A 23,595-nucleotide genomic window follows, 5' to 3' on the forward strand; every position below is an offset into this window, starting at 1 on the left:
TACCAGTGCGTAAAGTGTGATCACCGTCTATTCAGAGACTGCCTTCGAAGGAGCTCTTCCCATGACCCAGTCCGTCATCGTCGCCGGTGCCCGCACCCCGATCGGCCGCCTCCTCGGCGGTCTCAAGACCCTCTCCGGCTCGGATCTCGGAGGACTGGCGATCAAGGGCGCCCTCGAGCGGGCAGGCGTGAGCGGCGACCAGGTCGACTACGTGATCATGGGCCAGGTGCTCCAGGCCGGCGCGGGCCAGGTCCCGGCGCGGCAGGCGGCCCACAAGGGCGGCATCCCGCTCACCGTCCCGGCGATCACGATCAACAAGGTGTGCCTCTCGGGCATCAACGCGATCGCGATGGCCGATCAGCTCATCCGCGCGGGCGAGCACGAGATCATCGTCGCGGGTGGCCAGGAGTCGATGACCCAGGCGCCGCACATGCTGCTGGGCTCGCGTGAGGGCACCAAGTACGGAGACACCAAGCTCGTCGACCACATGGCGGCCGACGGTCTGTGGGACGCGATGACCGATCAGGCGATGGGCGGCCTGACCGAGCAGATCAACGTCGAGAAGCAGAAGTTCTCCCGCGAGGAGCAGGACGCGTTCAGCGCCGCCTCGCACCAGAAGGCGGCCCTCGCGCAGAAGAACGGCGTCTTCGACGACGAGATCGTCCCGGTCGAGATCCCGACCCGCAAGGGCGACCCGATCGTGATCTCGGCCGACGAGGGCGTCCGTGGCGACACGACGACCGAGTCGCTCGGCAAGCTGCGTCCGGCATTCGACAAGAACGGCACGATCACCGCGGGCTCGGCCAGCCAGATCTCGGACGGTGCCGCGGCCGTCGTCGTCATGAGCAAGGCCAAGGCCGAGGAGCTCGGTCTGTCGTGGATCGCCGAGATCGGCGCCGCCGGCGTCGTCGCCGGTCCGGACTCGAGCCTGCAGAGCCAGCCGTCCCGGGCGATCGCCCAGGCGTGCGAGAAGGAGGGCATCGCGCCCACCGATCTGGACCTGGTCGAGATCAACGAGGCCTTCGCCGCCGTCGGCATCGCCTCGACCTCCGAGCTGGGCGTCGACGACAGCATCGTCAACGTCAACGGCGGCGCGATCGCGCTGGGCCACCCGATCGGCGCCAGCGGCGCGCGGCTCGTCCTGCACCTTGCCCTCGAGCTGGGTCGTCGCGGCGGAGGCATCGGCGCCGCCGGTCTGTGCGGCGGAGGCGGTCAGGGTGACGCGCTGATCATCCGCGTCCCGAAGAAGTAGTCCTTCCGCAGTGACCGGGAGCAGCCGTGCCACGCCCGTGGCCGATCTCGTGCAGCAGGCACGCGACGGCCAGCCCCGGGCCGTGGCGCGGCTGATCTCGTTGGTGGAGGATCGCTCGCCGGCGCTGCGCGAGGTCAGCGCTGCGCTGTCGCCGTGGGTCGGCAGCGCGCACATCGTGGGCGTCACGGGCTCGCCGGGCGTCGGCAAGTCCACCTCGACCTCTGCCCTCGTCGCCGCGCTGCGGGCCCAGGGCAAGCGGGTGGGCGTGCTCGCGGTCGATCCCACGTCCCCGTTCTCCGGCGGCGCGCTCCTGGGCGACCGGGTCCGCATGCAGGACCATGCGCTCGACGAGGGCGTCTACATCCGGTCGATGGCCAGCCGCGGTCACCTCGGCGGGCTCTCCGCGACGGCACCGCAAGCGCTGCGGGTGCTGGACGCCGCGGGGTGCGACGTCGTGCTGGTGGAGACCGTGGGCGTGGGCCAGTCGGAGGTGGAGGTCGCCGGCCTCGCCGACACCACGCTCGTGCTGCTGGCGCCCGGCATGGGAGACGGCATCCAGGCTGCGAAGGCCGGGATCCTCGAGATCGGCGACGTCTTCGTGGTCAACAAGGCCGACCGCGACGGCGCAGCCGCGACCCGTCGTGAGCTGCGATCGGTCATCTCCATGACGGACCGGGTCGACGGTGCCTGGAAGCCGCCGATCCTGCTGACCACCGCGACGACGGGTGAGGGGGTCGCCGAGGTCGTCGACGAGATCCTCGCGCACCGGGCGCACCTCGAGGAGTCCGGTGAGCTGCGCCGCAGGCGCCTCGCGCGCACGCGCCGCGAGATCGAGGCGCTCGCGCTGACCGAGGTGCGCTCGCGCTTCTCCCTGTCCGGTGATGCGCGTCTCGACACCCTCGCCGAGCAGGTGCTGGCGGGCGACTCCGACCCGTTCGCTGCCGCGGACACCCTCGTCGAGAGTCTCTGAGCGGCGCGCCTGTCGGGATCGCTGGGACGGCCTTGGCACCATGGACCCGTGCTGAAGAAGGTCTTGTTGCTGCTCGTGGTCGGGTTCGTCGTCTATCAGCTGGTGAACTCGCCGGCGAGCGCCGCCGACACCGTGAACGACGCCTACGACTGGATCCGTGACGCCCTGGACCGGCTCGACACCTTCGTCCGCGAGCTCAGCGCGTAGGCAGCCGGTCGGCGATGCGGGGCGCCCGATGGACGGCACCTGACCGTCTGTCGATCACCTTCCTATGATGGAGCCATGACCTTCTCGCGTCCCGGTGCCATCGATCTCTCTGCGCTGAAGCAGCCTGCCAACCGTCCCTCGCCCGCCGCGGGCGGCGCAGCGGGCGCGGGCGGCGGCTCGTACGTCGTCGACATCGACGAGCGGACCTTCCAGACCGTCGCCCTCGAGGGATCGATGTCGTACGTCGTCGTGCTCGGGCTCTGGTCCTCGCGCGCCCCGCAGGGGGCGGCGTTCAACGACCTGCTCGGCCGGGTCGTGGACTCGTACGCCGGCCAGATCCTGCTCGCTCGCGTCGATGTCGACGCGAGCCCGCAGATCGCGCAGGCGCTCAACGTGCAGGGCGTGCCCTTCGTCGCAGGCCTGGTCAAGGGGCAGCCGGTGCCGCTGTTCCAGGGCGCGGTCGACGAGACCGAGATGCGTCGCTACTTCGACGAGCTCGTCCGCCTCGCCGCGGAGAACGGCCTGACCGGGCGTGCGCAGCCGGTGGGTGGTGCCCCGGCCGAGGGTGAGGCCGAGCAGGAGCCCGAGGACCCGCGGTTCGCCGCCGCCGAGGAGGCGTTCATGGCGAGCGACTTCGACACCGCGGTGGCGGAGTACGAGAAGCTGCGCGTGCAGTATCCGGCCGACGTCGAGGTCGCCGAGCGTCTGGCCCGGGTCAAGTGGCTCTCGCGCACCAAGAACGCCGATCTGCAGTCGGCCCGCAAGGCTGCCGCGGACGATCCGGACGACATCGAGGCACAGATGCTCGTGGCCGACCTGGACGTCAGCGGCGGCAACGTGGAGGACGCGTTCCTGCGCCTGATCGACCTGGTCAAGCGCACGTCCGGCGACGACCGCGAGACCGTCCGCGAGCGGCTGCTCGAGCTGTTCACGGTGGTCGGCATCGCCGATCCGGTCGTCATGACGGCCCGCCGCGCGCTGGCCACCGCCCTCTTCTGAGTCGGCGCCCCGGCGCATTCGCCAGGCGGATCCGGCCGGTCGACCACGACCCGCCGGACATCGCTGCAACCTGACCTGTTTCGGCGATCCCGAGAGGTAGGGTCGGGGCGGCGTACCCGCCTGGGGGCGCGAGGGGGAGTGGCGATGCGGACGAGGTGCGGCTGGGCCCTGTCCGTCCTCGGTGTGCTCCTGGCCCTCCTCGGCGCGGCCGTCATGGTCGTGCTGGGACCCGACAGCCGGTTCTCCACCGGGCCGCACCTCATCGAGACCGATGACGCGGCGGTCGTCACGACGCCCCGCGTGATCAGCTGGGCCGACGTGCAGCTCGACGTGCTCGCCGAGGTCCCGGTCCGCAAGCCGGTCTTCGTGGGCCTGGCCAACTCGGTCGACGTCCGTGACTACGTACGCCGCACCAAGCGGCTCGAGGTCACCGACTTCAAGCGCCCCTGGGACATCACGACGCGGTCGGTGGACGGCAGGCCCAACCTGCCCGGCGCGCCGACGGCCCTCGACTGGTGGATCGACAGCTCGGCCGGCCTCGGTGGTGCCAGCATCAGCACGCAGCTGCCGGACCAGACCGTCTCGCTCGCGATCTTGTCGGTCGGTTCGTCCAATCTGTCCGGGCTCGAGGTCACGGTGGCGTACGGCGTGAAGGGTGGGTTCGCCAAGGGCCTGGCCCTGCTCCTGCTGGGCCTCGGTGTCGCGTGGATCGGCGTCCTCGTGCGCCGCGGCGACGGTGTGGATGACGAGGACGACCCGGAGGAGGACGTCGTCGAGGAGATCGTCTACGTGTACGTCGACGAGGACGGCGTCGAGCACGAGATCTCTGCGGACGAGGCGAGGGCCCTCGAGGTCGTGGCGGAGGTCGAGGAGCCCGCGCCCGAGTCGAAGCCGGACCCGCAGCCGGAGCCGCAGGTCATGTACGTCTACGTGGACGAGGACGGCGTCGAGCACGAGGTCGGCGAGGACCAGCTGGACGAGTTCGAGGTCGTGGACGAGGGGGAGAGCAGATGAGGCAGCTGCGCGGGGTGTCGGCCCTGGTCTGCGTCCTGTCCCTGGCAGCATGTGCGGTGCCGCACCAGCGCAGCGAGGCCAGGATCGAGAAGACCGCGGCCCGCGAGACCGAGGTCGCCCGGATCTTCGACCGCTACCGCGAGGTGCGCAACACCGCGATCGAGCTGCTGGACGCCAAGCCGCTGTCGACCGTCGAGACTGGTCCGGTGCTCGCCATCGACTCGGGCTCGTTCGAGGTCTCCCAGCGGCTGGCCAGGACGCAGAAGACCGACACGTCCGCAGTCGAGGTCACGCAGGTGCTGGCCCCGCGCTTCGGCGCGTACCCGCTCTGGTTCTTCGCGGTGGTGCGCGACCCCGACGCGGGCGTCAGCCGGGTCCAGATCTTCGAGCGTGAGTCCTCGGTCGACCCGTGGCTCCTGAGCGCGTCCCCCGAGATCCTCGACGGCACCACGTTGCCGCAGATCCGGCGGGAGTCCGGCGCCCCCGTCACGGTCAAGCCGAAGGACGGCGTCGGCATGTCGATGTCCGTGCAGGACGCGGCGGCCGCCTACGTGAAGGTGCTGTCCGATCCGAAGGCGCCCGAGGCGAGCAGCATCGTCAGCGACTCGTTCATCGAGCAGATGCGCTCGGCAGCACAGACCAACGGCTCCCTCAAGGGCGTCACGTTCTCCCAGACGTGGGGCGCGGACGACGTGCGATACGCGCTGCGGACCGCGGACGGGGGAGCGTTGGCGTTCGTGACGCTGCTGCGCTCCGACACGTACGACGTGAAGGAGGGCCTGACCATCACGTGGCCCGAGGGGACCCCGCAGCAGGCGTTCCTCGCCTCGGGCATCGCCGGATCGGGCAAGCTCAACTACTACCACCAGGTGCTGCTCTACATCCCCGGCGGAACGGGCAAGCCGCGCGCGCTGGGACAGTACGGCGGGGTGGTCAGCGCGGACGCCGCCGGCACCGCGAGCCCCTGACCGCTACTCCGCGGCCTTGGGCGCCTCGCGGTAGGTGGGCAGGCTGCCGGACTCGACGGCCTCGAGCAGCTCGATCGCGGCGGCGGTCGCTCGCTCGCGGACGGTCGCCGGTTCGCACCAGGTGACCGACTTGATCTCCGAGGCCTGCAGCGTCATCCCCTCGGTGATCGAGCCGTCGACCACGCCGAGGTCGAACAAGAAGATGCAGGCGTCGTCCCAACCCCGCCACGCCGGCAGCCAGTTGACGGTGAGGAGGCCGCGGACCTCGGCCGTGATGCCCAGCTCCTCCTCCAGCTCGCGCACGAGGCCGAGCGCAGGCGGCTCGCCCACCTCGACGACCCCGCCGGGCAGGTCCCACTCGCGCTTGTAGGTCAGCTCGCACAGCAGGACCCGGCCCTGCTCGTCACGCAGCAGGCCTTGGCTGATCACGCGCTTGGTCGGCAGTCCTGCGTTGAGGATCGCGGTGAAGCCTTCCTTGCTGGAGGCTGGCGGGTCGTCGGCCAGCCGCGCCATGAGGACCTCGTCCGCGCGGTCCCCGGGCAGGCGGATGACCCCCTCGCGTCGCATCCCGCTGAGGGACGCCGCCCGGATCTGCGGCGCGTCGTCGAGCGGCAGGCGGACCTCGATCCGGCCGACACCGAGCGTCGTGAACGCGTGCTCGGCCGCGAGCCGCAGCGCGCGGCCCACCACGAACGGCTGCTGGATGCTCGAGTTCCACCGGATCGAGGCGATGCCCCGGCCCTCGGAGCGGAGGGCGACCGTGCCGACGCGCTCGTCGGCCAGGACGATCGCGAAGCCGGTGAACTCGTCGGAGCCTGTGGTGGGCACGAGGGAGAGGTCGTCGTCGCGCAGGGTGACGGTCATGCCTTCAGGTTATCCGGCCGCGCCCGGCCGTGGCGCGTACGCTCGACGGGTGAGCGAGCAACGTGCCGTGGCGGCCGTCGAGGCGTCCGGGATCGACTACGAGATCACCCGCCACGGACCGGTGGCGTCCCTCGCCGAGGCGGCAGCATCGCGCGGGGTCGAGCCGCGCGAGATCGTCAAGACGCTGGTCGTGCGCCGGGCCGACGACGACGTCGTGCTGGTGCTGGTGCCGGGCGACCGGACGTTCTCGTGGCCCAAGCTGCGAGCCGTCCTCGGCACGTCCCGGCTCTCGATGCCGGACGCCGCCGGTGCGCTCGCGGCCACGGGCTACGAGCGGGGCACGATCACCCCGTTCGGCTCGACGACCCCGTGGCCGGTCGTCGTCGACGCGTCGGTGACCGGTCGGATCTCGCTGGGGGCCGGTGCCCACGGCGTCGCGATGACGGTGGATGCCGCGGACGTCGTCCGGGTGCTCGATGCGCAGGTCGCCGACATCTCCGACGACGCGTAGCGCCCGGGGCGTCCGCCGGGCGAAGGGATGGTCAGCGGGTGTGACCTGTGCCACTATGCCCCCGTGGAGATCGAGAATGTCCTGTGGATGCTGCTCGCGCTGGCGGCCGTCGTGGTGCTGCTGACCAGGCTGCGCCTGCATGCCAACGAGGCGCAGGCCGGTCACGCGCAGGTCTCCGACGGGCTGGTCAACGCGCACACGGTCGTCGGCGTGGCGATGCTCGCGGTCGGTGCCTACTACCTGTCCTCGCCCGCGGAGACCTTCGGCGTGCTGGCCGTCGCCGTCTGGTCGCTCGAGGCGCTCATCGGACTGTTGATCCTCGCCCGCTGGCTCCCCGCGAGTGGGCGGCACGCCGCCGCGGCGACCGACGACAGCTGGGCACGGGGCCCGTTCCTCTCGCTGCTCGGCCACGTCGGCATGGTGCTGGGCGTGGCCTTCTTCTCGTACTGCGTGTTCGCCGGCCAGGTCGCCTGAACCCCGGCCCCGGGGGCGGTGCGCGGGCGTCCACGTCGACCGCCGAGGTGGACGCGGGCGCACCGCCCGGGCGCGCCCCTATGCTCGACGGCGAAGGCGTCCGCCGCGGGCGTCGATGAGTGTCAGGAGGACATCGTGGGAGAGTTCGTGCGACTCGAGGTCAGCGACGGGGTGGGGACGATCCGGCTCGACCGGCCCAAGATGAACGCGATCAGCGCCCAGGTGCAGGACGAGCTCTCGGTGGCGGCGAAGGAGGCCGACTCCCGCGACGACGTCGCCGCGGTCGTCGTCCACGGCGGGGAGCGGGTCTTCGCCGCCGGCGCCGACGTCAAGGAGATGGCCACCCTGACGTACGCGGAGATGGTCCGTCGGTCCCACCTGCTGCAGGCGTTCACCCGCGACATCGCGGCGATCGGCAAGCCCACGGTCTCGGCCATCACCGGCTTCGCGCTGGGCGGCGGCTGTGAGGTCGCGCTGTCCACGGACGTGCGTTTCGCGGCCGACAACGCCAAGCTCGGCCAGCCCGAGATCCTGCTGGGCATCATCCCCGGCGCGGGCGGCACCCAGCGGTTGTCCCGCCTGATCGGCCCGGCCAAGGCCAAGGAGCTCATCTTCAGCGGACGGTTCGTGGACGCGCAGGAGGCGCTCGCGATCGGCCTGGTCGACCAGGTGCACCCTGCCGACGAGGTCTACGCGAAGGCAGTCGAGTGGGCCGCTCAGTTCGTCGGCGGACCGGCACTCGCGCTGCGTGCGGCCAAGAGCGCCGTCGACCGGGGCCTCGAGGTGGACCTGCAGACCGGGCTCGAGATCGAGCGGGTCGAGTTCGCCGGCCTGTTCGCGACGGACGACCGCCAGGCCGGCATGGACTCCTTCGTCCAGAACGGCCCCGGCAAGGCCACCTTCACCGGCAGCTGACCCCCCGACCGACGCTGGGCCTGACGTCTCTGCCGACACGCGGTCGGCGTGTCTGCAGAGACGTCAGGCCCAGCGGGAGTGGGGATCAGCGGCGGTCGTCGTCCGTGGGGGCGACGTGGGTGGGACGGTCGGAGGTCCCGCCCTCGACCGGACCCTCGGCCGCCGCGCGGTCGACGTGCGAGCCGTGCCCGGTGTCGGTGCTCGCGGCGCGCTCGTCCTCACGACCTGCGACGTACGCGCTCCTGGCGTCGGTGCTGCCCGTCGTCCGCTCGTCACTGCGTCCGGCGGTGCGGCTGTGCCCGTCGTCGGCCTTGGCCGTGCCGTCGGGATCGAGGCGATCGGCCTCGGCGAGGCGCTCGTCGACGTGGCTGCGGACCTTGGAAGCCTCGTGCTCACGCTCCTGGGCGGCGCGCTCCTTGGCCTCGGCCTCGACGCGGGCCTGCTCGGCCTCCGCGCGGATCGCCGCGGCGTCGGCCTCCTTGCGCCGGGCCTCGATCTCGACATCGCGCGCCTCGTGACGGATGCTCGAGGCCTGCTCGCGGCGAGCCGCCTTGCGCTTCACCTCGGCTCGCTTGGCCATCATGACGCCCACTGCGATGATCGCGATGATCGCGAGCGCAATGAGGGCCCAGACCCACCAATCGAAGTCCTTCAAAGTGTCCATGGTGTTTCCTCCCTGTCTGGCCGGGCGTACCCGTACGGCGAGCCGGCAAACAAGGACCTCCGCATCTGGGGACCTTGTGGCCGTTGCCTAGATTGGGGGAGTGCCGAAGCTCGATGTGCAAACTGCTGTCCTGATCACCCTCCTCGGCGTCGCGGTGGCCCTCATCGGCCTGGTCTTCCTGATCCTGGCCGAGTGGCAGGTGGGCCTGACGCTCGCAGCGCTCGGCATCGCCGCAGGCGCCCTGGGATATCGCGCGTGCGACTCCTGACGGGCCGGCGTGACGACCGCTGAGATGGCGTCGTCAGGACCGGTCCGCAATGCTGGTGGCGTGTCACCACAGCTCCCTTCCCCTGACCTTTCCGAGCTCGCCACGTTCCACGGTGTGGGCGTGTCCTACGAAGGCTCCGACCGCTCCCAGGTGCACGTCGACGCGCCCGTCGTCGTGGCCGTCCTGAAGATGCTCGGCGTCGACGCGTCGACCCCCGAGGCCGTCACGAGTGCCCTGGCCGAGGCCCGGCGCGCCGCCGACACGACCGACCTGCCGCCGACGGTCGTGGTGGTCGAGGGCAGCGGGCGCGAGCTCCCCGGTCCGGCACGCCTCGTGCTGGAGGACGGGACGACGCGCGAGGTGGGATCGGTCCCGGACGACCTGCCGCTGGGCTATCACCGCATCGTCACGGACACCCAGGACGTGACGCTGCTGGTCGTGCCCGAGCGCATGCCCGACGTGCCGCGCACGTGGGGCTGGATGCTGCAGCTGTACGCCCTGCACTCGACGCACTCCTGGGGCATGGGTGACTTCGGCGACCTCGCCGAGATGGCCCGGCGTGCAGGCCGTGAGCAGGGCGCCGGCGTGCTGCTGGTCAACCCGGTGCAGGCCGTGAGCCCGACGCACCCGATCCAGAGATCGCCCTACTCGCCGTCGAGCCGGCGGTTCGCCAACCCGCTCTACCTGCGCCTCGCCGACACCGCGGCGTACGCGGCGGCCGGCGACGACGTGCGCGCACAGGTCGACGCGCTCGCCCCCGAGCTGGGCGAGCTGATCGACCACGACGCCGTCTGGGACGCCAAGCTCGCCGCCCTCGACATCCTGTGGCCGCACCGCCCCGAGGAGGATCGCCGCAGCACGCACGATGCCGAGCTCGAGGCCTTCGCGACGTTCTCGGCGATCGCCGAGCGGCACGGCGGCGACTGGCGGGACTGGCCCGCCTCGCTCCAGGACCCGACCAGCGAGGCCGTCCGTCAGGTGCAGGTCGACCTGGCCGACCGCATCGCGTTCCACGCCTGGCTCCAGCTGCTGTGCCGCGAGCAGCTCGACGCGGCACGCGACGAGGCCCGTGCGGCCGGCATGCCGGTCGGCATCGTCCACGACCTCCCCGTCGGGGTCAGCGCGGGCGGCCCCGACACCTGGTCGCACCGCGACGACTTCGCGCCGGTCGTCCGGGTGGGATGCCCCGCGGACGCGTTCAACGAGCTCGGCCAGGACTGGGGCCTGCCGCCGTGGAAGCCGCAGGCGCTCGCGGAGTCCCGCTACGCCCCCTTCCGTGACGTGGTCCGCAGCGTGCTGCGGCACGCCGACGGGATCCGCGTGGATCACATAGCGGGACTGTGGCGGCTGTGGTGGATCCCGCCGGGAGAGCCCGCGCACCGCGGCGCGTACGTGCACTACGACCCCGACGCGATGGTGGGCGTCCTGATGCTCGAGGCGCAGCGTGCCGGCGCGATCGTGGTCGGCGAGGATCTCGGGACGGTCGAGGACGTGGTCACCGAGACCATGCACCGCCGGGGCATCCTCAGCTCGGCCGTGCTGTGGTTCGAGCGCGACTGGGACGCCCCCGGGCAGCCGCACGACCGTCCTGCGGACTGGCCGGTCGAGGCGATGGCCAGCATCACGACACACGACCTGCCGACCGCCAGCGGCTGGCTGAACGCCGAGCACGTACGACTGCGGGCGTCGCTCGACCTGCTCGACGGCCCCGAGGACGAGGCCTACGCGAAGGCCGCCGACGACAAGGCCGCGCTGCTGGACCTGCTGCGTGCCGAGCAGGTGCCGTTCGACGAGGACGACACGGCCAGCATCGTCGTCGGCCTGCACGCCGTGATCGCCCGCGCGGCCTCGAGCCTGGTGCTCAGCTCGCCGAGCGACGTGGTGGGGGAGCTGCGACAGCCGAACCTCCCGGGCACGGTCGACGAGTACCCGAACTGGCGGATCCCGCTGCCGGTCGATCTCGATGCGTTCTTTGACGACGACGGGGTACAAAGAGCCATCGAGCCGCTCCGCACCGCGCGAGCGGCCGTTCCCCTGTCGAAACCTGTTTGAAGGAGTCCTGTGCAGCCCTGGCCCGGAAGTGCATCACCGCTGGGAGCCACGTACGACGGCACCGGCACCAACTTCGCCCTGTTCTCGGAGGTCGCCGACTTCGTGGAGCTGTGCCTGTTCGACGAGAGCGGGACCGAGACGCGGGTCCGCCTCGAGGAGGTCGACGGCTTCGTGCACCACGCGTTCCTGCCGGGCGTCAACCCCGGACAGCGCTACGGCTACCGCGTGCACGGCCCGTACGACCCCGAGCAGGGCCTGCGGTGCAACCCCAACAAGCTGCTCATGGACCCCTATGCCAAGGCCGTCACGGGCACGATCGACTGGGATCCGTCCCTGTTCTCGTACGACCTCGACGAGCCCGACCAGCGCAATGACGCCGACTCGGCCGGCCACGTCCCGTACTCGCTGGTCGTCAACCCGTTCTTCGACTGGGCCAACGACCGTCCGCCGCGGACGCCGTACAACGAGAGCGTCATCTACGAGGCGCACGTCAAGGGCCTGACGATGAACCACCCCGATCTGCCGCCGGAGCTCCGCGGCACGTACGCGGGCATCGCCCACCCCTCGATCGTCAACCACCTGAAGGATCTCGGCGTCACGGCGATCGAGCTGCTGCCGGTGCACCAGTTCGTGACCGACCACTACCTGTCGGAGAAGGGCCTCACCAACTACTGGGGCTACAACACGATCGGCTTCTTCGCCCCGCACGACGCGTACGCCGCGCAGCCGGGCGGCCAGGTCGAGGAGTTCAAGGGCATGGTGCGCACGCTGCACGAGGCGGGCATCGAGGTCGTGCTCGACGTGGTCTACAACCACACCGCCGAGGGCAACCACCTCGGTCCGACGCTCTCGATGCGTGGCATCGACAACTGCGCGTACTACCGCACGGTCGAGGACGACCCGGCGTTCTACATGGACTACACGGGCACCGGCAACTCGCTCAACGTCCGCAGTCCCCACACGCTGCAGCTCATCATGGACTCGCTGCGCTACTGGGTCACCGAGATGCACGTGGACGGATTCCGCTTCGACCTCGCGGCCACGCTGGCCCGCGAGTTCTACGACGTCGACAAGCTCGCGACCTTCTTCGAGCTCGTGCAGCAGGACCCGGTGGTCAGCCAGGTCAAGCTCATCGCCGAGCCGTGGGACGTGGGCCCGGGCGGCTACCAGGTCGGCAACTTCCCGCCGCTGTGGACCGAGTGGAACGGGCTCTACCGCGACACCGTCCGCGACTTCTGGCGCGGCGAGCCGTCGACGCTGGGCGAGTTCGCGTCGCGCCTCACCGGCTCGTCCGATCTCTACCAGGACAACGGCCGGCGCCCGTACGCGTCGATCAACTTCGTGACCGCCCACGACGGCTTCACGCTCAACGACCTCGTGTCCTACAACGACAAGCACAACGAGGCGAACGGCGAGGACGGCCGCGACGGCGCGGACGACAACCGCTCGTGGAACTGCGGCGTCGAGGGCGAGACCGACGATCCCCAGATCCTGGACCTTCGCCGGCGCCAGCGCCGCAACCTGATGGCCACGCTGCTGCTGTCGCAGGGCGTCCCGATGATCCTGCACGGCGACGAGATGGGCCGGACCCAGGGCGGCAACAACAACGCCTACTGCCAGGACAACGAGGTCGCGTGGGTCGACTGGGAGCTGGACGAGGGTGAGCGTGAGCTGCTCGACTTCACCACCGCGGTGACACAGTTCCGCCGTCAGCACCCCGCGTTCCGCCGTCGTCGCTTCTTCCAGGGCAAGCCGATCCGCAAGGCCGACGAGCTGGCCGACATCGCCTGGTTCACGCCGAGCGGCGAGGAGATGAAGGAGCAGAACTGGGACGACGCATTCGGCAAGTCCATCGTCGTGTTCCTCAACGGCGACTCGATCGCGGACCGCGACGAGCGGGGCATGCGGGTCACCGACGACTCCTTCCTCATGGCGTTCAACGCGCACCACGAGGACATCGAGCTCGTGCTGCCCGACGGGGAGTACGGCGACAGCTGGAGCGTCGTCATCGACACCGCGACCGGAGCGGTCGACGAGGTCGGGTCGAAGATCCACGCGGCGGGCGACACCATGAACCTCGCTGCGCGGTCGCTGGTCGTGCTGCAGCGCGCCTCATGACCTCGCGATCGACGCCGTCGTCGACCTATCGCCTGCAGCTGCGCCCCGAGTTCGGCTTCCGTGACGCCGAGCGGGTCGTGGGCTACCTCGAGGCTCTGGGGGTGGGTGCGGTCTATCTCTCCCCGGTGCTCGACGCGACGCCGGGCTCGACCCACGGCTACGACGTCACCGACCCCACCAAGGCGCGGCCCGAGCTCGGCGGCGAGGAGGGCCGGCTCGCGCTGGCCGGTGCCGCCCGCGCCGGCGGCATGGGCCTGGTCGTGGACATCGTGCCCAACCACATGTCGGTCGAGGTGCCCTCGGCCAATCCGTGGTGGTGGTCGGTGCTCCTGGACGGCGCCGAGTCGCCGTTCGCGCACCACTTCGACATCGACTGGTCACGCGAGCGGATCCTCGTCCCGGTCCTCGGCTCGGCCGAGGACGTCGCGGCCCTCGCGGTCGAGGGCGACGAGCTCGTCTACTACGACCACCGGTTCCCGATCAGCGGGTCGACGGAGGGGACGCCGCAGGAGGTCCACGACCGCCAGCACTACGAGCTGGTCGACTGGCACCGCGGCAACACCGAGCTCAGCTATCGACGGTTCTTCGACGTCACGACCTTGGCCGCGGTGACGGTCGAGCGTCCCGACGTCTTCGACGACGTGCACCGCGAGGTGCTGCGCTGGGTCGCCGACGGTGACGTGACGGGCCTGCGGGTCGACCACCCCGACGGCCTCGCCGATCCCACGGCGTACGTCCAGCGGCTCCGCGAGGCGGCTCCCGATGCGTGGATCGTGATCGAGAAGATCCTGCACCCGGGCGAACGCCTGCCCGGGTCGTGGCCGGTCGACGGCACGACCGGGTACGACGCACTGGGCGAGGTGTCGGGTGTGCTGCTCGACCCCGCGGGGGAGACAGTCCTCACGCAGCTGGCCGAGCGCCTCGGCGTGCCGACCGACTACGCAGCGGTCGAGGAGCAGGCGCGACGACTCATCACCGACTCGATCCTCGTCGCGGAGGTGCGCCGCATCGCCGGGCTCCTGCGGGACGTCGAGGTCGACGCTGCCCGCGAGGCGGTCGCGGAGACCATGATCGCGTTCGGCGTCTATCGTTCCTACCTCCCCGAGGCGGGCGACGAGTGGTCCCGGGCGATCGATCGGGCGACCGCGCGACGTCCCGATCTGTCCGGCGCCCTGGCGGCCCTCGACGAGCAGGTCCGAGGCAATCCGGACGGCGAGCTCGCGACACGCATCCAGCAGACGTCCGGCATGGTCGTGGCCAAGGGCACCGAGGACACCACGTTCTACCGGTTCACCCGGTTCGCGGCGCTCAACGAGGTCGGCGGATCGCCGGACCGCTGGGGGATCGACGTCGAGGACTTCCATCGGCTCGCCGCCGCCCGCGACGCGGACGCCCCGGCGACGATGACGACGCTGACGACGCACGACACCAAGCGCTCGGAGGACACCCGCGCGCGCATGGCCGTGCTCGCCGAGGTGGCCGACGAGTTCGCCGAGCTGGTCACCGGCTGGCACGAGCGGTGCGGGATCGACGAGCCCTCGCTCGACCTGCTCGCGTGGCAGACGCTCGTCGGGGCCTGGCCCATCAGCGACGAGCGGTTGTCGGACTATCTCCTCAAGGCCGCGAAGGAGTCCAAGCTCCGCACGACCTGGACCGAGCCCGATGAGGACTTCGAGCAGGCCGTCGCGGCCTGGCCGGCCCGGGTCAGGGCAGAGCTGGGCGACGAGGTGCAGGCCTTCGTCGATCGGATCACGCCGGCGGGCTGGTCCAACTCGTTGTCCGCCAAGCTGCTCCAGCTCGCCGGACCGGGGGTCCCCGACGTCTACCAGGGCACCGAGCTGTGGGACTTCTCGCTCGTGGATCCCGACAACCGGCGCGCGGTCGACTACGACCTGCGCCGTGAGCTGCTCGACCGGTTCGGCGAGGGCCTCGTGCCGGACCTCGACCTGTCGGGTGCCGCGAAGATGCTCTTGGTGCACCGCGTGCTGACGCTGCGCCGCGACCGGCCCGAGCTGTTTGCGGGCTACACGCCCCTCCGGGCGAGCGGACCCGCGGCCGAGCACGCGATCGCGTTCGCGCGAAGTGCTGACCTGATCGCCGTCGCGACGAGGCTCCCGATCGGCCTGGAGCGTCGCGGCGGATGGGACACGACCTCGCTGTCCCTGCCCGAGGGACGCTGGACCGATGTCATCACGGGCGCGGAGGTCGACGGCGGTGAGGTCGCGGTCGCGGACGTCCTGGCCCGCTATCCGGCGGCGCTGCTGGTGAAGGGAGACGCCTCGTGACGGTGAGCGTGTGGGGCCCGGAGCTCGAACGGGTGCGGGCGAGGGTCGCGGACAGCGACCACGAGATGCACCGCGACGACGCGTCCGGGTGGTGGTCCGTCGACGTCGACGTGCCCCACGGCACGGACTACGCCTTCGTGCTGGGCGACGACGAGACGCCCCTGCCCGACCCGCGCTCGACGTGGCAGCCGCAGGGGGTCCATGCGCCCTCGCGGGCGTACGACCACTCCCGCTTCGCGTGGACCGACCAGGCGTGGCAGGGCCGCGCGCTCGAGCGGTCAGTCATCTACGAGCTGCACATCGGCACGTTCACGCCCGGCCGCACGTTCGACAGCGCGATCGAGCGGCTCGACCACCTCGTCGACCTCGGCATCGACCTGGTCGAGGTGCTGCCGGTCAACTCGTTCGACGGTCCCCACGGCTGGGGCTACGACGGCGTGCTGTGGGGGGCGGTCCAGGAGTCCTACGGCGGACCCGACGGCTTCAAGCGCTTCGTCGACGCGTGCCACGCGCGCGGGCTGGGCGTGCTGCTCGACGTGGTCTACAACCACCTCGGCCCGTCGGGTGCCTACCTGGATCGCTTCGGCCCCTACTTCGCGGGCCAGAACGACTGGGGTCCGGGGCTCAACCTCGACGGTCCGCAGTCCGACGAGGTGCGCCGCTACGTGCTCGACAACGCGATGGCGTGGTTCGAGCACTTCCACGTCGACGGCCTGCGCCTCGACGCGGTGCACGCGCTCGCCGACACCCGGGCGCTGCCGATCCTCGAGGAGCTGTCGGCCGAGACCGCGCAGATGTCCGCGCGGCTGGGGCGGCCGCTCACGCTGATCGCGGAGTCCGACCTCAACGACCCCCGCACGGTCACGCCGCGCGCCGAGCACGGTCTCGGCATGGACGCGCAGTGGTCCGACGACCTGCACCACGCGCTGCACGTGCGGGTGACGGGGGAGACCGACGGCTACTACGCCGACTTCGCGGCCCCCGGCGCGCTGGCCAAGACGCTGCGGGGTGCGTTCTTCCACGACGGCACCTGGTCGTCGTTCCGCGAGCGCACGCACGGGCGTCCGGTCGACACCGCAGCCGTGCCCGGGACGGCGTTCCTCGCGTACCTGCAGAACCACGACCAGATCGGCAACCGGTCGACCGGCGACCGCATCTCCGCGACGATCTCGCCGGGCCTGCAGGCCTGCGCGGCCGCGATCGTCCTGCTCGGCCCCTACACGCCGATGCTGTTCATGGGGGAGGAGTGGGCCGCCTCGACCCCCTGGCAGTTCTTCGCCTCCTTCCCCGATCCCGATCTCGCCGAGGCCGTCCGCACCGGACGCCGCCGCGAGTTCGGCCGGCACGGGTGGGGCGAGTCCGAGGTGCCCGATCCGATGGACCCCGCGACGGTCGAGCGGTCGACGCTGGACTGGTCGGAGCCCACGTCCGCGGGACACCGCGAGGTGCTGGAGACCTACCGGTCGCTCATCGCGCTGAGGCGCGAGCACCCCGAGCTCGCAGATCCGTCGCTGGACGGCTTCCGGGTCGAGGTCGCCGACGACGACTCGTGGCTCGTGATGCACCGGGGACCGTGGCAGGTGCGGGTCGACTTCGCCGCCGAGACCTACGAGGTGTCCGCCGCGTAGCGCCCCGCCGCCCTTCACCCGTCCCGCGAGTGGCGCAAGCTGAAGGTTCTGGGACGGCGTGTCGTCCACTTCTGCGCCAGTCGCGGTTCGGCTTGCGCCGCTCGGTACGTCCTCATGACGGGACCACCGCGAGCCAGGGCACGCGCCAGCCTGCGAGGGCGACGTCCCCGCGCTCGAACGCGGACCGGGTCACGGTGACCGCCCTGCCGGCCGCGGGCTCGTAGACCCTCAACGCGTCGGTGGAGGCTGTCGTCACGAGCACGACGTGCCGCGGCGACCAGGCGTTGCCGACATAGAGCGGGACGGGGTGGCCGGCCCGGACGGCGTCCACGATGCGGTCGTACGCGGCACCGGGTCGGCCCGGGTCGACGAGGTCCACGCGGTGCGGGTGTGCGGTGGCCAGGGTCAGCTGCCGAGCCAGTCCCCAGGGTGAGGTGCCGAGAGCGCTGATCCAGGGCGACTGGAGCCTCCCGGCGCGGTCCCGCCAGCGGCCGGTCTGCCGGTGCATCGCGAGGGACTCGGCGTGGAACAGCTCAGCGGGGGACAGCTGGGACGTCCTGCCGGTGGCGGGGTGGCGGCCGGTCGCGACGAACGTCGCGTAGGCCGGGTCGGCGAGCATCTCGGCCATCACGAGGACCGCCGAGCCGCAGGTGGTCGCGTCGGGCTGCGTGTACGTCCCGGAGGCGGCCTCGAAGGGCGTCCGGGGGGCCGGCGTCCGTGTGGCCGCCGGGGGAGCGATGCTGCGGTCCTGCAGACGGGCCAGGACGGTGCGCAGGGCCAGCACGCCTCGGGTCGCACGATCGATGCCCATGCCTGCACTCTAGGGAGTGAACAGTGACACGGTGTCGACGTGGCGAGGGACGGAGCTGTCGTCGCCGCGCACGTCGTCACCTCACCCCGTACGGTGGGGACCGAAAGATTGAGCCGTCATCCATCTCGGAGGTCCCCACATGTCGTTCCGCCTGTCCCACGCCCCGCTTCGCGCCACCGCCGGGGCGTTCATCCTCAACTCAGGCCTCACGAAGTGGGCCGCCGACGAGGACACCGCTGCTGGGCTGCACGGATTCGCTGCCGGCACCTACCCCGTCGTCAACAAGGTCCAGCCGCCTGCGTTCGTCAAGGCGCTGGCCGTCGGCGAGATGGCGCTTGGCGCCGCCCTGCTCACCCCGGTCGTCTCGTCCCGCAAGGTCGGCCTGGCGCTGACCGCGTTCTCGGGCAGCCTGCTCGGCCTGTACGCCAAGACGCCTGGCATGCGCGACGGCATCCGCCCCACGCAGGACGGCACCGGCCTGGCCAAGGACGTCTGGCTGCTCGGCATCGGCTCGAGCCTGCTCCTTGACGGCACCGGCGAGAGCCGCAAGGTCCGCAAGGCGCAGAAGAAGGTGACCAAGGCCGAGAAGAAGGCCACCAAGGCCGAGAAGAAGGCCACCAAGGCCCTCGCCGGCTGACTCCTTCGCCGTCGGACCCGCGACGCTGCGAGACTGGACGCATGGCCACCCACCCCACGTCCGACGTCCAGGTGCTTGCCGGTCGCCCCTTCCCTCTGGGTGCGCACCCGGAGGCGGGGGGCGTCCGGTTCGCGGTCGCCAGCACCGTCGCCGAGCGCGTCGAGGTGTGCCTGGTCGATGACGACCTCCACGAGCGACGGATCGAGCTGACCGAGCGCACGTTCGGCGTCTGGCACGGCCTGGTGCCGGGGGTGACACCCGGGCAGAAGTACGGCTTCCGCATCCACGGGCCGTACGACCCGGAGGCCGGACTGCGCTGCAACCCCGCCAAGCTCCTGGTCGACCCCTACGCGCGCCGGATCAGCGGCACGGTGACCGACATGGAGGCCGCCTACGGCTACGCGGACGAGCCGGACGGGCCCGAGCCGAGTGTGGTGGACTCCCTCGGCAGCGTCCCGCTCAGCGTCGTGACCAGCCCCGGGGGCCCCGACACGGGCGTCAAGCCCGAGGTGCCGTTCGAGGAGACGGTCATCTACGAGCTGCACGTGAAGGGGTTCACCCAGCAGCACCCCGACCTCCCCGAGCACCTGCGCGGCACATATCTCGGCCTGGCCCACCCCGCGGTCATCGACCACCTGATCCGGCTGGGTGTCACGAGCGTCGAGCTGCTGCCGGTGCACGCATTCGCCGACGAGCCCTCGCTCGTGCGCGCGGGCCGCCACAACTACTGGGGCTACTCGCCGCTCGGCTACTTCGCACCCCACGCGGGCTACGCGAGCGAGCCCGGCCGGGAGGTCGAGGAGTTCCGCACGATGGTCGCGGCGATGCACGCAGCCGGCATCGAGGTCATCGTCGACGTGGTCTACAACCACACCTGCGAGGGTGGTCCCGACGGGCCGACGCTGAGCTTTCGCGGCTACGAGGCGACGGCCTACTACCTGCACGACGAGCAGGGCAACATGGCCGATATCACCGGCTGTGGCAACACGCTGGAGGCCGGCTCCCCGACGGTGGTCCGGCTCATCACCGACTCGTTGCGCTACTGGACGACCGAGCTCGGCGTGGACGGCTTCCGGTTCGACCTGGCGAGCACGCTCGGCCGGCCCGGAGGGGGACCGTTCGACGCCAGCTCCGCGATGCTCACGGCGATCGCGCAGGATCCCGACCTCGCACGCTGCAAGCTCATCGCCGAGCCGTGGGACGCGACGGGCGAGGGCTACAAGGTCGGCTACTTCGGCGCGCAGTGGGCCGAGTGGAACGGCATCTACCGCGACACGGTCCGTGACTTCTGGCGCGGAGCGTCCGGGGTCGACGACCTCGCGTTCCGGCTGTCGGGATCGTCCGACCTGTACGACCACACCCTGCGGCGGCCGTGGCAGTCGATCAACTTCGTCGACGCGCACGACGGGTTCACCCTGCGTGACCTCGTGTCGTACGACGCCAAGCACAACGAGGCCAATGGCGAGGACAACCGCGACGGCACGAACGACAACCGGTCCTGGAACCACGGCGTCGAGGGCGAGACCGACGACCCCGCGATCGTGTCGCTGCGCCGGCGGCAGGCCCGCAACATGTTCGCGACGCTGATGCTCTCGACCGGCACACCGATGTTCGTGGCCGGTGACGAACGCTGGCGCACCCAGGGCGGGAACAACAACGCGTACTGCCTCGACGATCCCACCTCGTGGGTTGACTGGACGCCCTCCGAGGGGTCCGAGGAGATGCTGGCCTTCGCCCGGCGGGTGATCCACCTGCGGGCCAGCAGCCCGGCGCTGCGCCAGCCCGAGTTCTTCGACGGACGGACCACCCCCTCGGGGCGGCCCGACCTGATCTGGCTGCGACCGGACGGCCAGGAGCTGGAGGACGACGACTGGCAGGATCCGGAGCGACGCACGCTCGGGATGTGGATCGATGGGTCGAACAGCCAGTCCCGCACGCGTGAGGGCGAGCTGCTGACCGATCACTCCTGGCTGCTGCTGATGCACGCGGGAGCCGAGCCGCTCGAGGTCACCCTTCCCGACCGCGAGTTCGGCGAGACGTTCGAGCCGGTGCTCGACACGCGGTCGCCCGACGGTGCGCCCACCGACGAGGAGCCGCTCGCGGCCGGCAGCAGCCTGACCATGGTCGGGCGCTCGCTGCTGCTGCTCAAGGCGCCGCGGGCGATCTGAGCGCCGCGACGTGATCGACGCCTCGGGTTCGAGGCGTTTCGTGCCGCACGGATCCGGGCACAGAAGCGCCATGCCCAACAGCCCCCGGCTCATCGCGACGTCCGAGCCCCGCCACGCCGAGGCGGTCGCCCTCGTCCTGCACGGGGGCGCGAGCCGCCGGGACAACCCGATGGTCAGCCCGACCCAGCTGTCGGTGCTGCGGATGGTCCCGATCGCGAAGCGCCTCGCGCACACCGACGGCAGGCTCGCGGTCTACCGCCTGCTCAACTCGACCCGCGGCTGGGACACCCGGCACACGCCGGTCGACGACGTGCACTGGGCGATCGACCAGCTGCGCGAGGGCTTCGGCTCCCAGCTGCCCGTGGGGCTCGTGGGCCACTCGCTCGGCGGCCGCGCAGCCATCCTCGCGGCCGGTCGCCCCGAGGTGCGCAGCGTCGTGGCACTCAACCCCTGGGTCTACCCCGCCGACGGCGGCATCGACCTGACCGGGCGGCGGGTGCTGATCGCGCACGGCACGGACGACCGCATCGCCTCCCCGGCCAACGCGGCTGCGGCGGCGCGTCTGCTCGGCCGGACGGCCGACGTGTCGTACGTGCGGGTGAGCGGCGGCAAGCACGCGATGCTGAGGCGTCACGCCGACTTCGACCGGCTCGCGGCGACCTTCACGGCCGACGCGCTGCTGCCCGGCCGTACGCCCCAAGGTGTCGTCGCCCGGGCGTTCCAGGGCGAGTCACCGATCGACATCTGACCGGGGCCCGCGCCGTGCGTAGGGCGTGCGAGGGTGGGTACGGGGCTCGGGAACCTGAAGTCCACGGAAGGGACCGCATGACTGGCCGACTCGGCATCGACGACGTCCAACCGATCGTCGGGGACGGCAAGGACCCCGCCAAGGCAGTCGTCGGTGAGCACGTCCCGGTGACCGCAACCGTCTGGCGCGAGGGGCATGACGCCGTGGCCGCCACGGTCGTGTGGACCGGGCCCGACGGCACCGAGCGGACCACCCGCATGGTCGAGATCGGCACGGGCCTCGACCACTTCGCCGCCACGATCGTGCCCGACGCCGTCGGCATGTGGACGTTCCGCGTCGACGCGTGGGGCGATCCGTGGGCCACGTGGACGCACGCGGCGTCCGTGAAGGTCGAGGCCGGTCAGTCCGCCGACGAGCTGTCCAACGACCTGGAGATCGGTGCCCGCCTGCTCGACCAGCAGGCCGGCGCCGTCCGTGGAAGCACCCTGTTGAAGGACGCGGCCGCTGCGCTCCGCTCGACCCGGCTCGACGTGGCCGACCGGGTCGCGCTCGCGCTCGGCGACGACGTGCAGCGGGCGATGCACGACAACCCGGTCCGTGAGCTCGTGACGCAGGGCGACACCAACACGATCTGGGTCGACCGCGTCCGGGCGGCGTTCGGCTCCTGGTACGAGCTGTTCCCGCGCTCGACTGGCGGCGTGGACAAGGCGGGCCGGCCGCGGCACGGGACCCTGCGCACCACGGCGAAGGCGCTCGACCGGGTCGCTCGTATGGGCTTCGACGTCGTCTACTTCCCCCCGATCCACCCGATCGGGCGGGTCAACCGCAAGGGCAAGGACAACACGCTCACCCCCACCCCGGACGATGTCGGGTCGCCGTGGGCGATCGGTGCCGCCGAGGGCGGTCACGACGCGATCCACCCCGAGCTCGGCAGCTTCAAGGACTTCGACGCGCTGATGAAGCGCGCCTCGGCGCTCGGGCTGGAGGTTGCCCTCGACCTCGCGCTGCAGGCGGCGCCGGACCACCCGTGGGCCGCCCAGCACCCCGAGTTCTTCACGGTGCTGCCCGACGGCACGATCGCGTTCGCGGAGAACCCGCCCAAGAAGTACCAGGACATCTATCCGCTCAACTTCGACAACGACCCCGAGGGCGCGTACGCCGAGATGCTGCGCGTGACGATGGTCTGGGTCGAGCGCGGCGTCCGCATCTTCCGGGTCGACAACCCGCACACCAAGCCGACGAGCTTCTGGGCCTGGCTGATCTCCACGGTCAAGAAGTCCCACCCCGACGTCCTGTTCCTCGCCGAGGCCTTCACCCGCCCGGCTCGTCTCTACGGGCTGGGGCGTGCTGGCTTCACGCAGAGCTACACGTACTTCACGTGGCGCAACGACAAGCACGAGATCGTCGAGTTCGCCAACGAGATCCGCGACCACTGGGACGAGTCCCGGCCCAACCTGTTCGTCAACACCCCCGACATCCTGCCCGTGCACCTGCAGGTGGGCGGCCCGGCGATGTTCGCCATCCGGGCGGCCCTTGCGGCGACGCTGTCGCCGACCTGGGGGGTCTACTCGGGCTTCGAGCTGTACGAGCACGAGCCGCAGAAGCCCGGTAGCGAGGAGTACCTGCACAGCGAGAAGTTCGAGCTGCGTCCCCGTGACTTCGATGCGGCGCTGGCCGAGGGGCGCTCGCTCGAGCCGTGGATCACCCGGCTCAACGAGATCCGCCGCGCCCACCCGGCGCTCCAGCAGATGCGGACCCTGCACGTCCACGACGTCGACAACGAGGCCCTCGTCGCGTACTCCAAGACCGATCCCGCGACCGGCGACACCGTCGTCGTCGTGGTGACCCTCGACCCGCACGGCCCCCAGCAAGGCACTGTCCACCTCGACCTCCCGACCCTCGGCCTGGAGTGGGACGACCGCTTGGTCGCCCACGACGAGGTCACGGGCGAGACGTACGACTGGGGCGTGGACAACTACGTGCGACTCGATCCCGTACGTGCCGTCGCGCACGTCATCAGCATTCAACCCAGAAAGGCCTGA

21 protein-coding genes are annotated in these 23,595 nt (G+C 71.2%); 18 read left to right on the top strand and 3 right to left on the bottom strand.

Features of this window, described 5'->3' with window-relative positions; all coding sequences use genetic code 11:
- Positions 1-61: 61 nt before the first annotated feature.
- The 6 genes from GEV27_RS06160 to GEV27_RS06185 all read left to right on the top strand — a co-directional run bounded on the left by GEV27_RS06160 (position 62) and on the right by GEV27_RS06185 (position 5,410).
- A complete protein-coding gene (locus tag GEV27_RS06160; protein ID WP_153933702.1) occupies positions 62-1,252 on the top strand; it encodes an acetyl-CoA C-acetyltransferase in 1,191 nt (396 codons plus the stop codon).
- 10 nt (positions 1,253-1,262) lie between these two features.
- A complete protein-coding gene (gene meaB, locus GEV27_RS06165; RefSeq protein WP_309222070.1) occupies positions 1,263-2,222 on the top strand; it encodes a methylmalonyl Co-A mutase-associated GTPase MeaB in 960 nt (319 codons plus the stop codon).
- A gap of 48 nt (positions 2,223-2,270) precedes the next feature.
- A complete protein-coding gene (locus GEV27_RS06170; protein WP_194839844.1) occupies positions 2,271-2,429 on the top strand; it encodes a hypothetical protein in 159 nt (52 codons plus the stop codon).
- Between the two features lie 75 nt (positions 2,430-2,504).
- Positions 2,505-3,428 carry a tetratricopeptide repeat protein gene (locus tag GEV27_RS06175; protein ID WP_153933703.1) on the top strand — a complete coding sequence of 308 codons (924 nt, stop codon included), beginning with the start codon at positions 2,505-2,507 and terminating at the stop codon, positions 3,426-3,428.
- Positions 3,429-3,572: 144 nt separating this feature from the next.
- Entirely contained in the window at positions 3,573-4,442 is an 870-nt protein-coding gene (locus GEV27_RS06180; protein ID WP_153933704.1) for a hypothetical protein, read from the top strand.
- Positions 4,439-5,410: a hypothetical protein gene (locus GEV27_RS06185; RefSeq protein WP_153933705.1), complete on the top strand. Its 972-nt coding sequence runs from the start codon at positions 4,439-4,441 to the stop codon at positions 5,408-5,410. The genes GEV27_RS06180 and GEV27_RS06185 overlap by 4 nt, the downstream gene beginning before the upstream one ends.
- 3 nt (positions 5,411-5,413) lie before the next feature.
- Here GEV27_RS06185 and GEV27_RS17705 read toward each other — a convergent pair whose 3' ends face one another.
- Positions 5,414-6,274 carry an NUDIX hydrolase gene (locus tag GEV27_RS17705; protein WP_208430756.1) on the bottom strand — a complete coding sequence of 287 codons (861 nt, stop codon included), beginning with the start codon at positions 6,272-6,274 and terminating at the stop codon, positions 5,414-5,416.
- Positions 6,275-6,323: 49 nt separating this feature from the next.
- On the opposite strand from GEV27_RS17705, the gene GEV27_RS06195 reads away from it, so the two are divergent.
- The 3 genes from GEV27_RS06195 (at position 6,324) to GEV27_RS06205 (ending at position 8,174) form a co-directional block, all read left to right on the top strand.
- The gene (locus tag GEV27_RS06195) at positions 6,324-6,785 is read left to right on the top strand and encodes an aminoacyl-tRNA deacylase (RefSeq protein ID WP_243838736.1); all 462 of its coding nucleotides are present in this window, start codon (positions 6,324-6,326) and stop codon (positions 6,783-6,785) included.
- 63 nt (positions 6,786-6,848) lie between these two features.
- Complete coding sequence (locus tag GEV27_RS06200) at positions 6,849-7,259, top strand: hypothetical protein (RefSeq protein ID WP_153653451.1); 411 nt, start codon at positions 6,849-6,851, stop codon at positions 7,257-7,259.
- Positions 7,260-7,394: 135 nt separating this feature from the next.
- Positions 7,395-8,174, top strand: a complete 780-nt coding sequence (locus GEV27_RS06205) for an enoyl-CoA hydratase-related protein (RefSeq protein WP_309222071.1) — start codon at positions 7,395-7,397, stop codon at positions 8,172-8,174.
- An 85-nt stretch (positions 8,175-8,259) separates the two neighbouring features.
- On the opposite strand, the gene GEV27_RS06210 is transcribed toward GEV27_RS06205, so the two are convergent.
- Positions 8,260-8,838, bottom strand: coding sequence for a hypothetical protein (locus tag GEV27_RS06210; RefSeq protein WP_153910336.1), 579 nt, complete (start codon positions 8,836-8,838; stop codon positions 8,260-8,262).
- A gap of 100 nt (positions 8,839-8,938) precedes the next feature.
- On the opposite strand from GEV27_RS06210, the gene GEV27_RS06215 reads away from it, so the two are divergent.
- From GEV27_RS06215 to treZ, 5 genes are all read left to right on the top strand, one after another.
- Positions 8,939-9,106, top strand: coding sequence for a hypothetical protein (locus GEV27_RS06215; protein ID WP_153653446.1), 168 nt, complete (start codon positions 8,939-8,941; stop codon positions 9,104-9,106).
- Positions 9,107-9,226: 120 nt separating this feature from the next.
- Positions 9,227-11,158 carry a 4-alpha-glucanotransferase gene (gene malQ / locus GEV27_RS06220; RefSeq protein ID WP_309222072.1) on the top strand — a complete coding sequence of 644 codons (1,932 nt, stop codon included), beginning with the start codon at positions 9,227-9,229 and terminating at the stop codon, positions 11,156-11,158.
- 9 nt (positions 11,159-11,167) lie between these two features.
- Positions 11,168-13,276, top strand: coding sequence for a glycogen debranching protein GlgX (gene glgX / locus GEV27_RS06225; RefSeq protein ID WP_153653444.1), 2,109 nt, complete (start codon positions 11,168-11,170; stop codon positions 13,274-13,276).
- Positions 13,273-15,561 carry a malto-oligosyltrehalose synthase gene (gene treY, locus GEV27_RS06230; RefSeq protein WP_153933706.1) on the top strand — a complete coding sequence of 763 codons (2,289 nt, stop codon included), beginning with the start codon at positions 13,273-13,275 and terminating at the stop codon, positions 15,559-15,561. The genes glgX (GEV27_RS06225) and treY overlap by 4 nt, the downstream gene beginning before the upstream one ends.
- Complete coding sequence (gene treZ, locus GEV27_RS06235; protein WP_309222073.1) at positions 15,558-17,189, top strand: malto-oligosyltrehalose trehalohydrolase; 1,632 nt, start codon at positions 15,558-15,560, stop codon at positions 17,187-17,189. The genes treY and treZ overlap by 4 nt, the downstream gene beginning before the upstream one ends.
- Positions 17,190-17,301: 112 nt before the next feature.
- Here the strand turns inward: treZ and GEV27_RS06240 are convergent, their stop codons facing one another.
- Entirely contained in the window at positions 17,302-18,000 is a 699-nt protein-coding gene (locus GEV27_RS06240) for a hypothetical protein (protein ID WP_153933707.1), read from the bottom strand.
- A gap of 139 nt (positions 18,001-18,139) precedes the next feature.
- On the opposite strand from GEV27_RS06240, the gene GEV27_RS06245 reads away from it, so the two are divergent.
- From GEV27_RS06245 to GEV27_RS06260, 4 genes are all read left to right on the top strand, one after another.
- A complete protein-coding gene (locus tag GEV27_RS06245; RefSeq protein WP_153910339.1) occupies positions 18,140-18,637 on the top strand; it encodes a hypothetical protein in 498 nt (165 codons plus the stop codon).
- Positions 18,638-18,678: 41 nt separating this feature from the next.
- A complete protein-coding gene (gene glgX, locus GEV27_RS06250) occupies positions 18,679-20,805 on the top strand; it encodes a glycogen debranching protein GlgX (protein ID WP_153933708.1) in 2,127 nt (708 codons plus the stop codon).
- Positions 20,806-20,875: 70 nt separating this feature from the next.
- Positions 20,876-21,553, top strand: coding sequence for an alpha/beta fold hydrolase (locus tag GEV27_RS06255; RefSeq protein WP_153910341.1), 678 nt, complete (start codon positions 20,876-20,878; stop codon positions 21,551-21,553).
- 77 nt (positions 21,554-21,630) lie between these two features.
- Positions 21,631-23,595: an alpha-1,4-glucan--maltose-1-phosphate maltosyltransferase gene (locus GEV27_RS06260; protein WP_153933709.1), complete on the top strand. Its 1,965-nt coding sequence runs from the start codon at positions 21,631-21,633 to the stop codon at positions 23,593-23,595.

The sequence above is a fragment of the Aeromicrobium sp. S22 genome (assembly GCF_009661045.1).
Classification (GTDB): Bacteria; Actinomycetota; Actinomycetes; order Propionibacteriales; family Nocardioidaceae; genus Aeromicrobium; species Aeromicrobium yanjiei.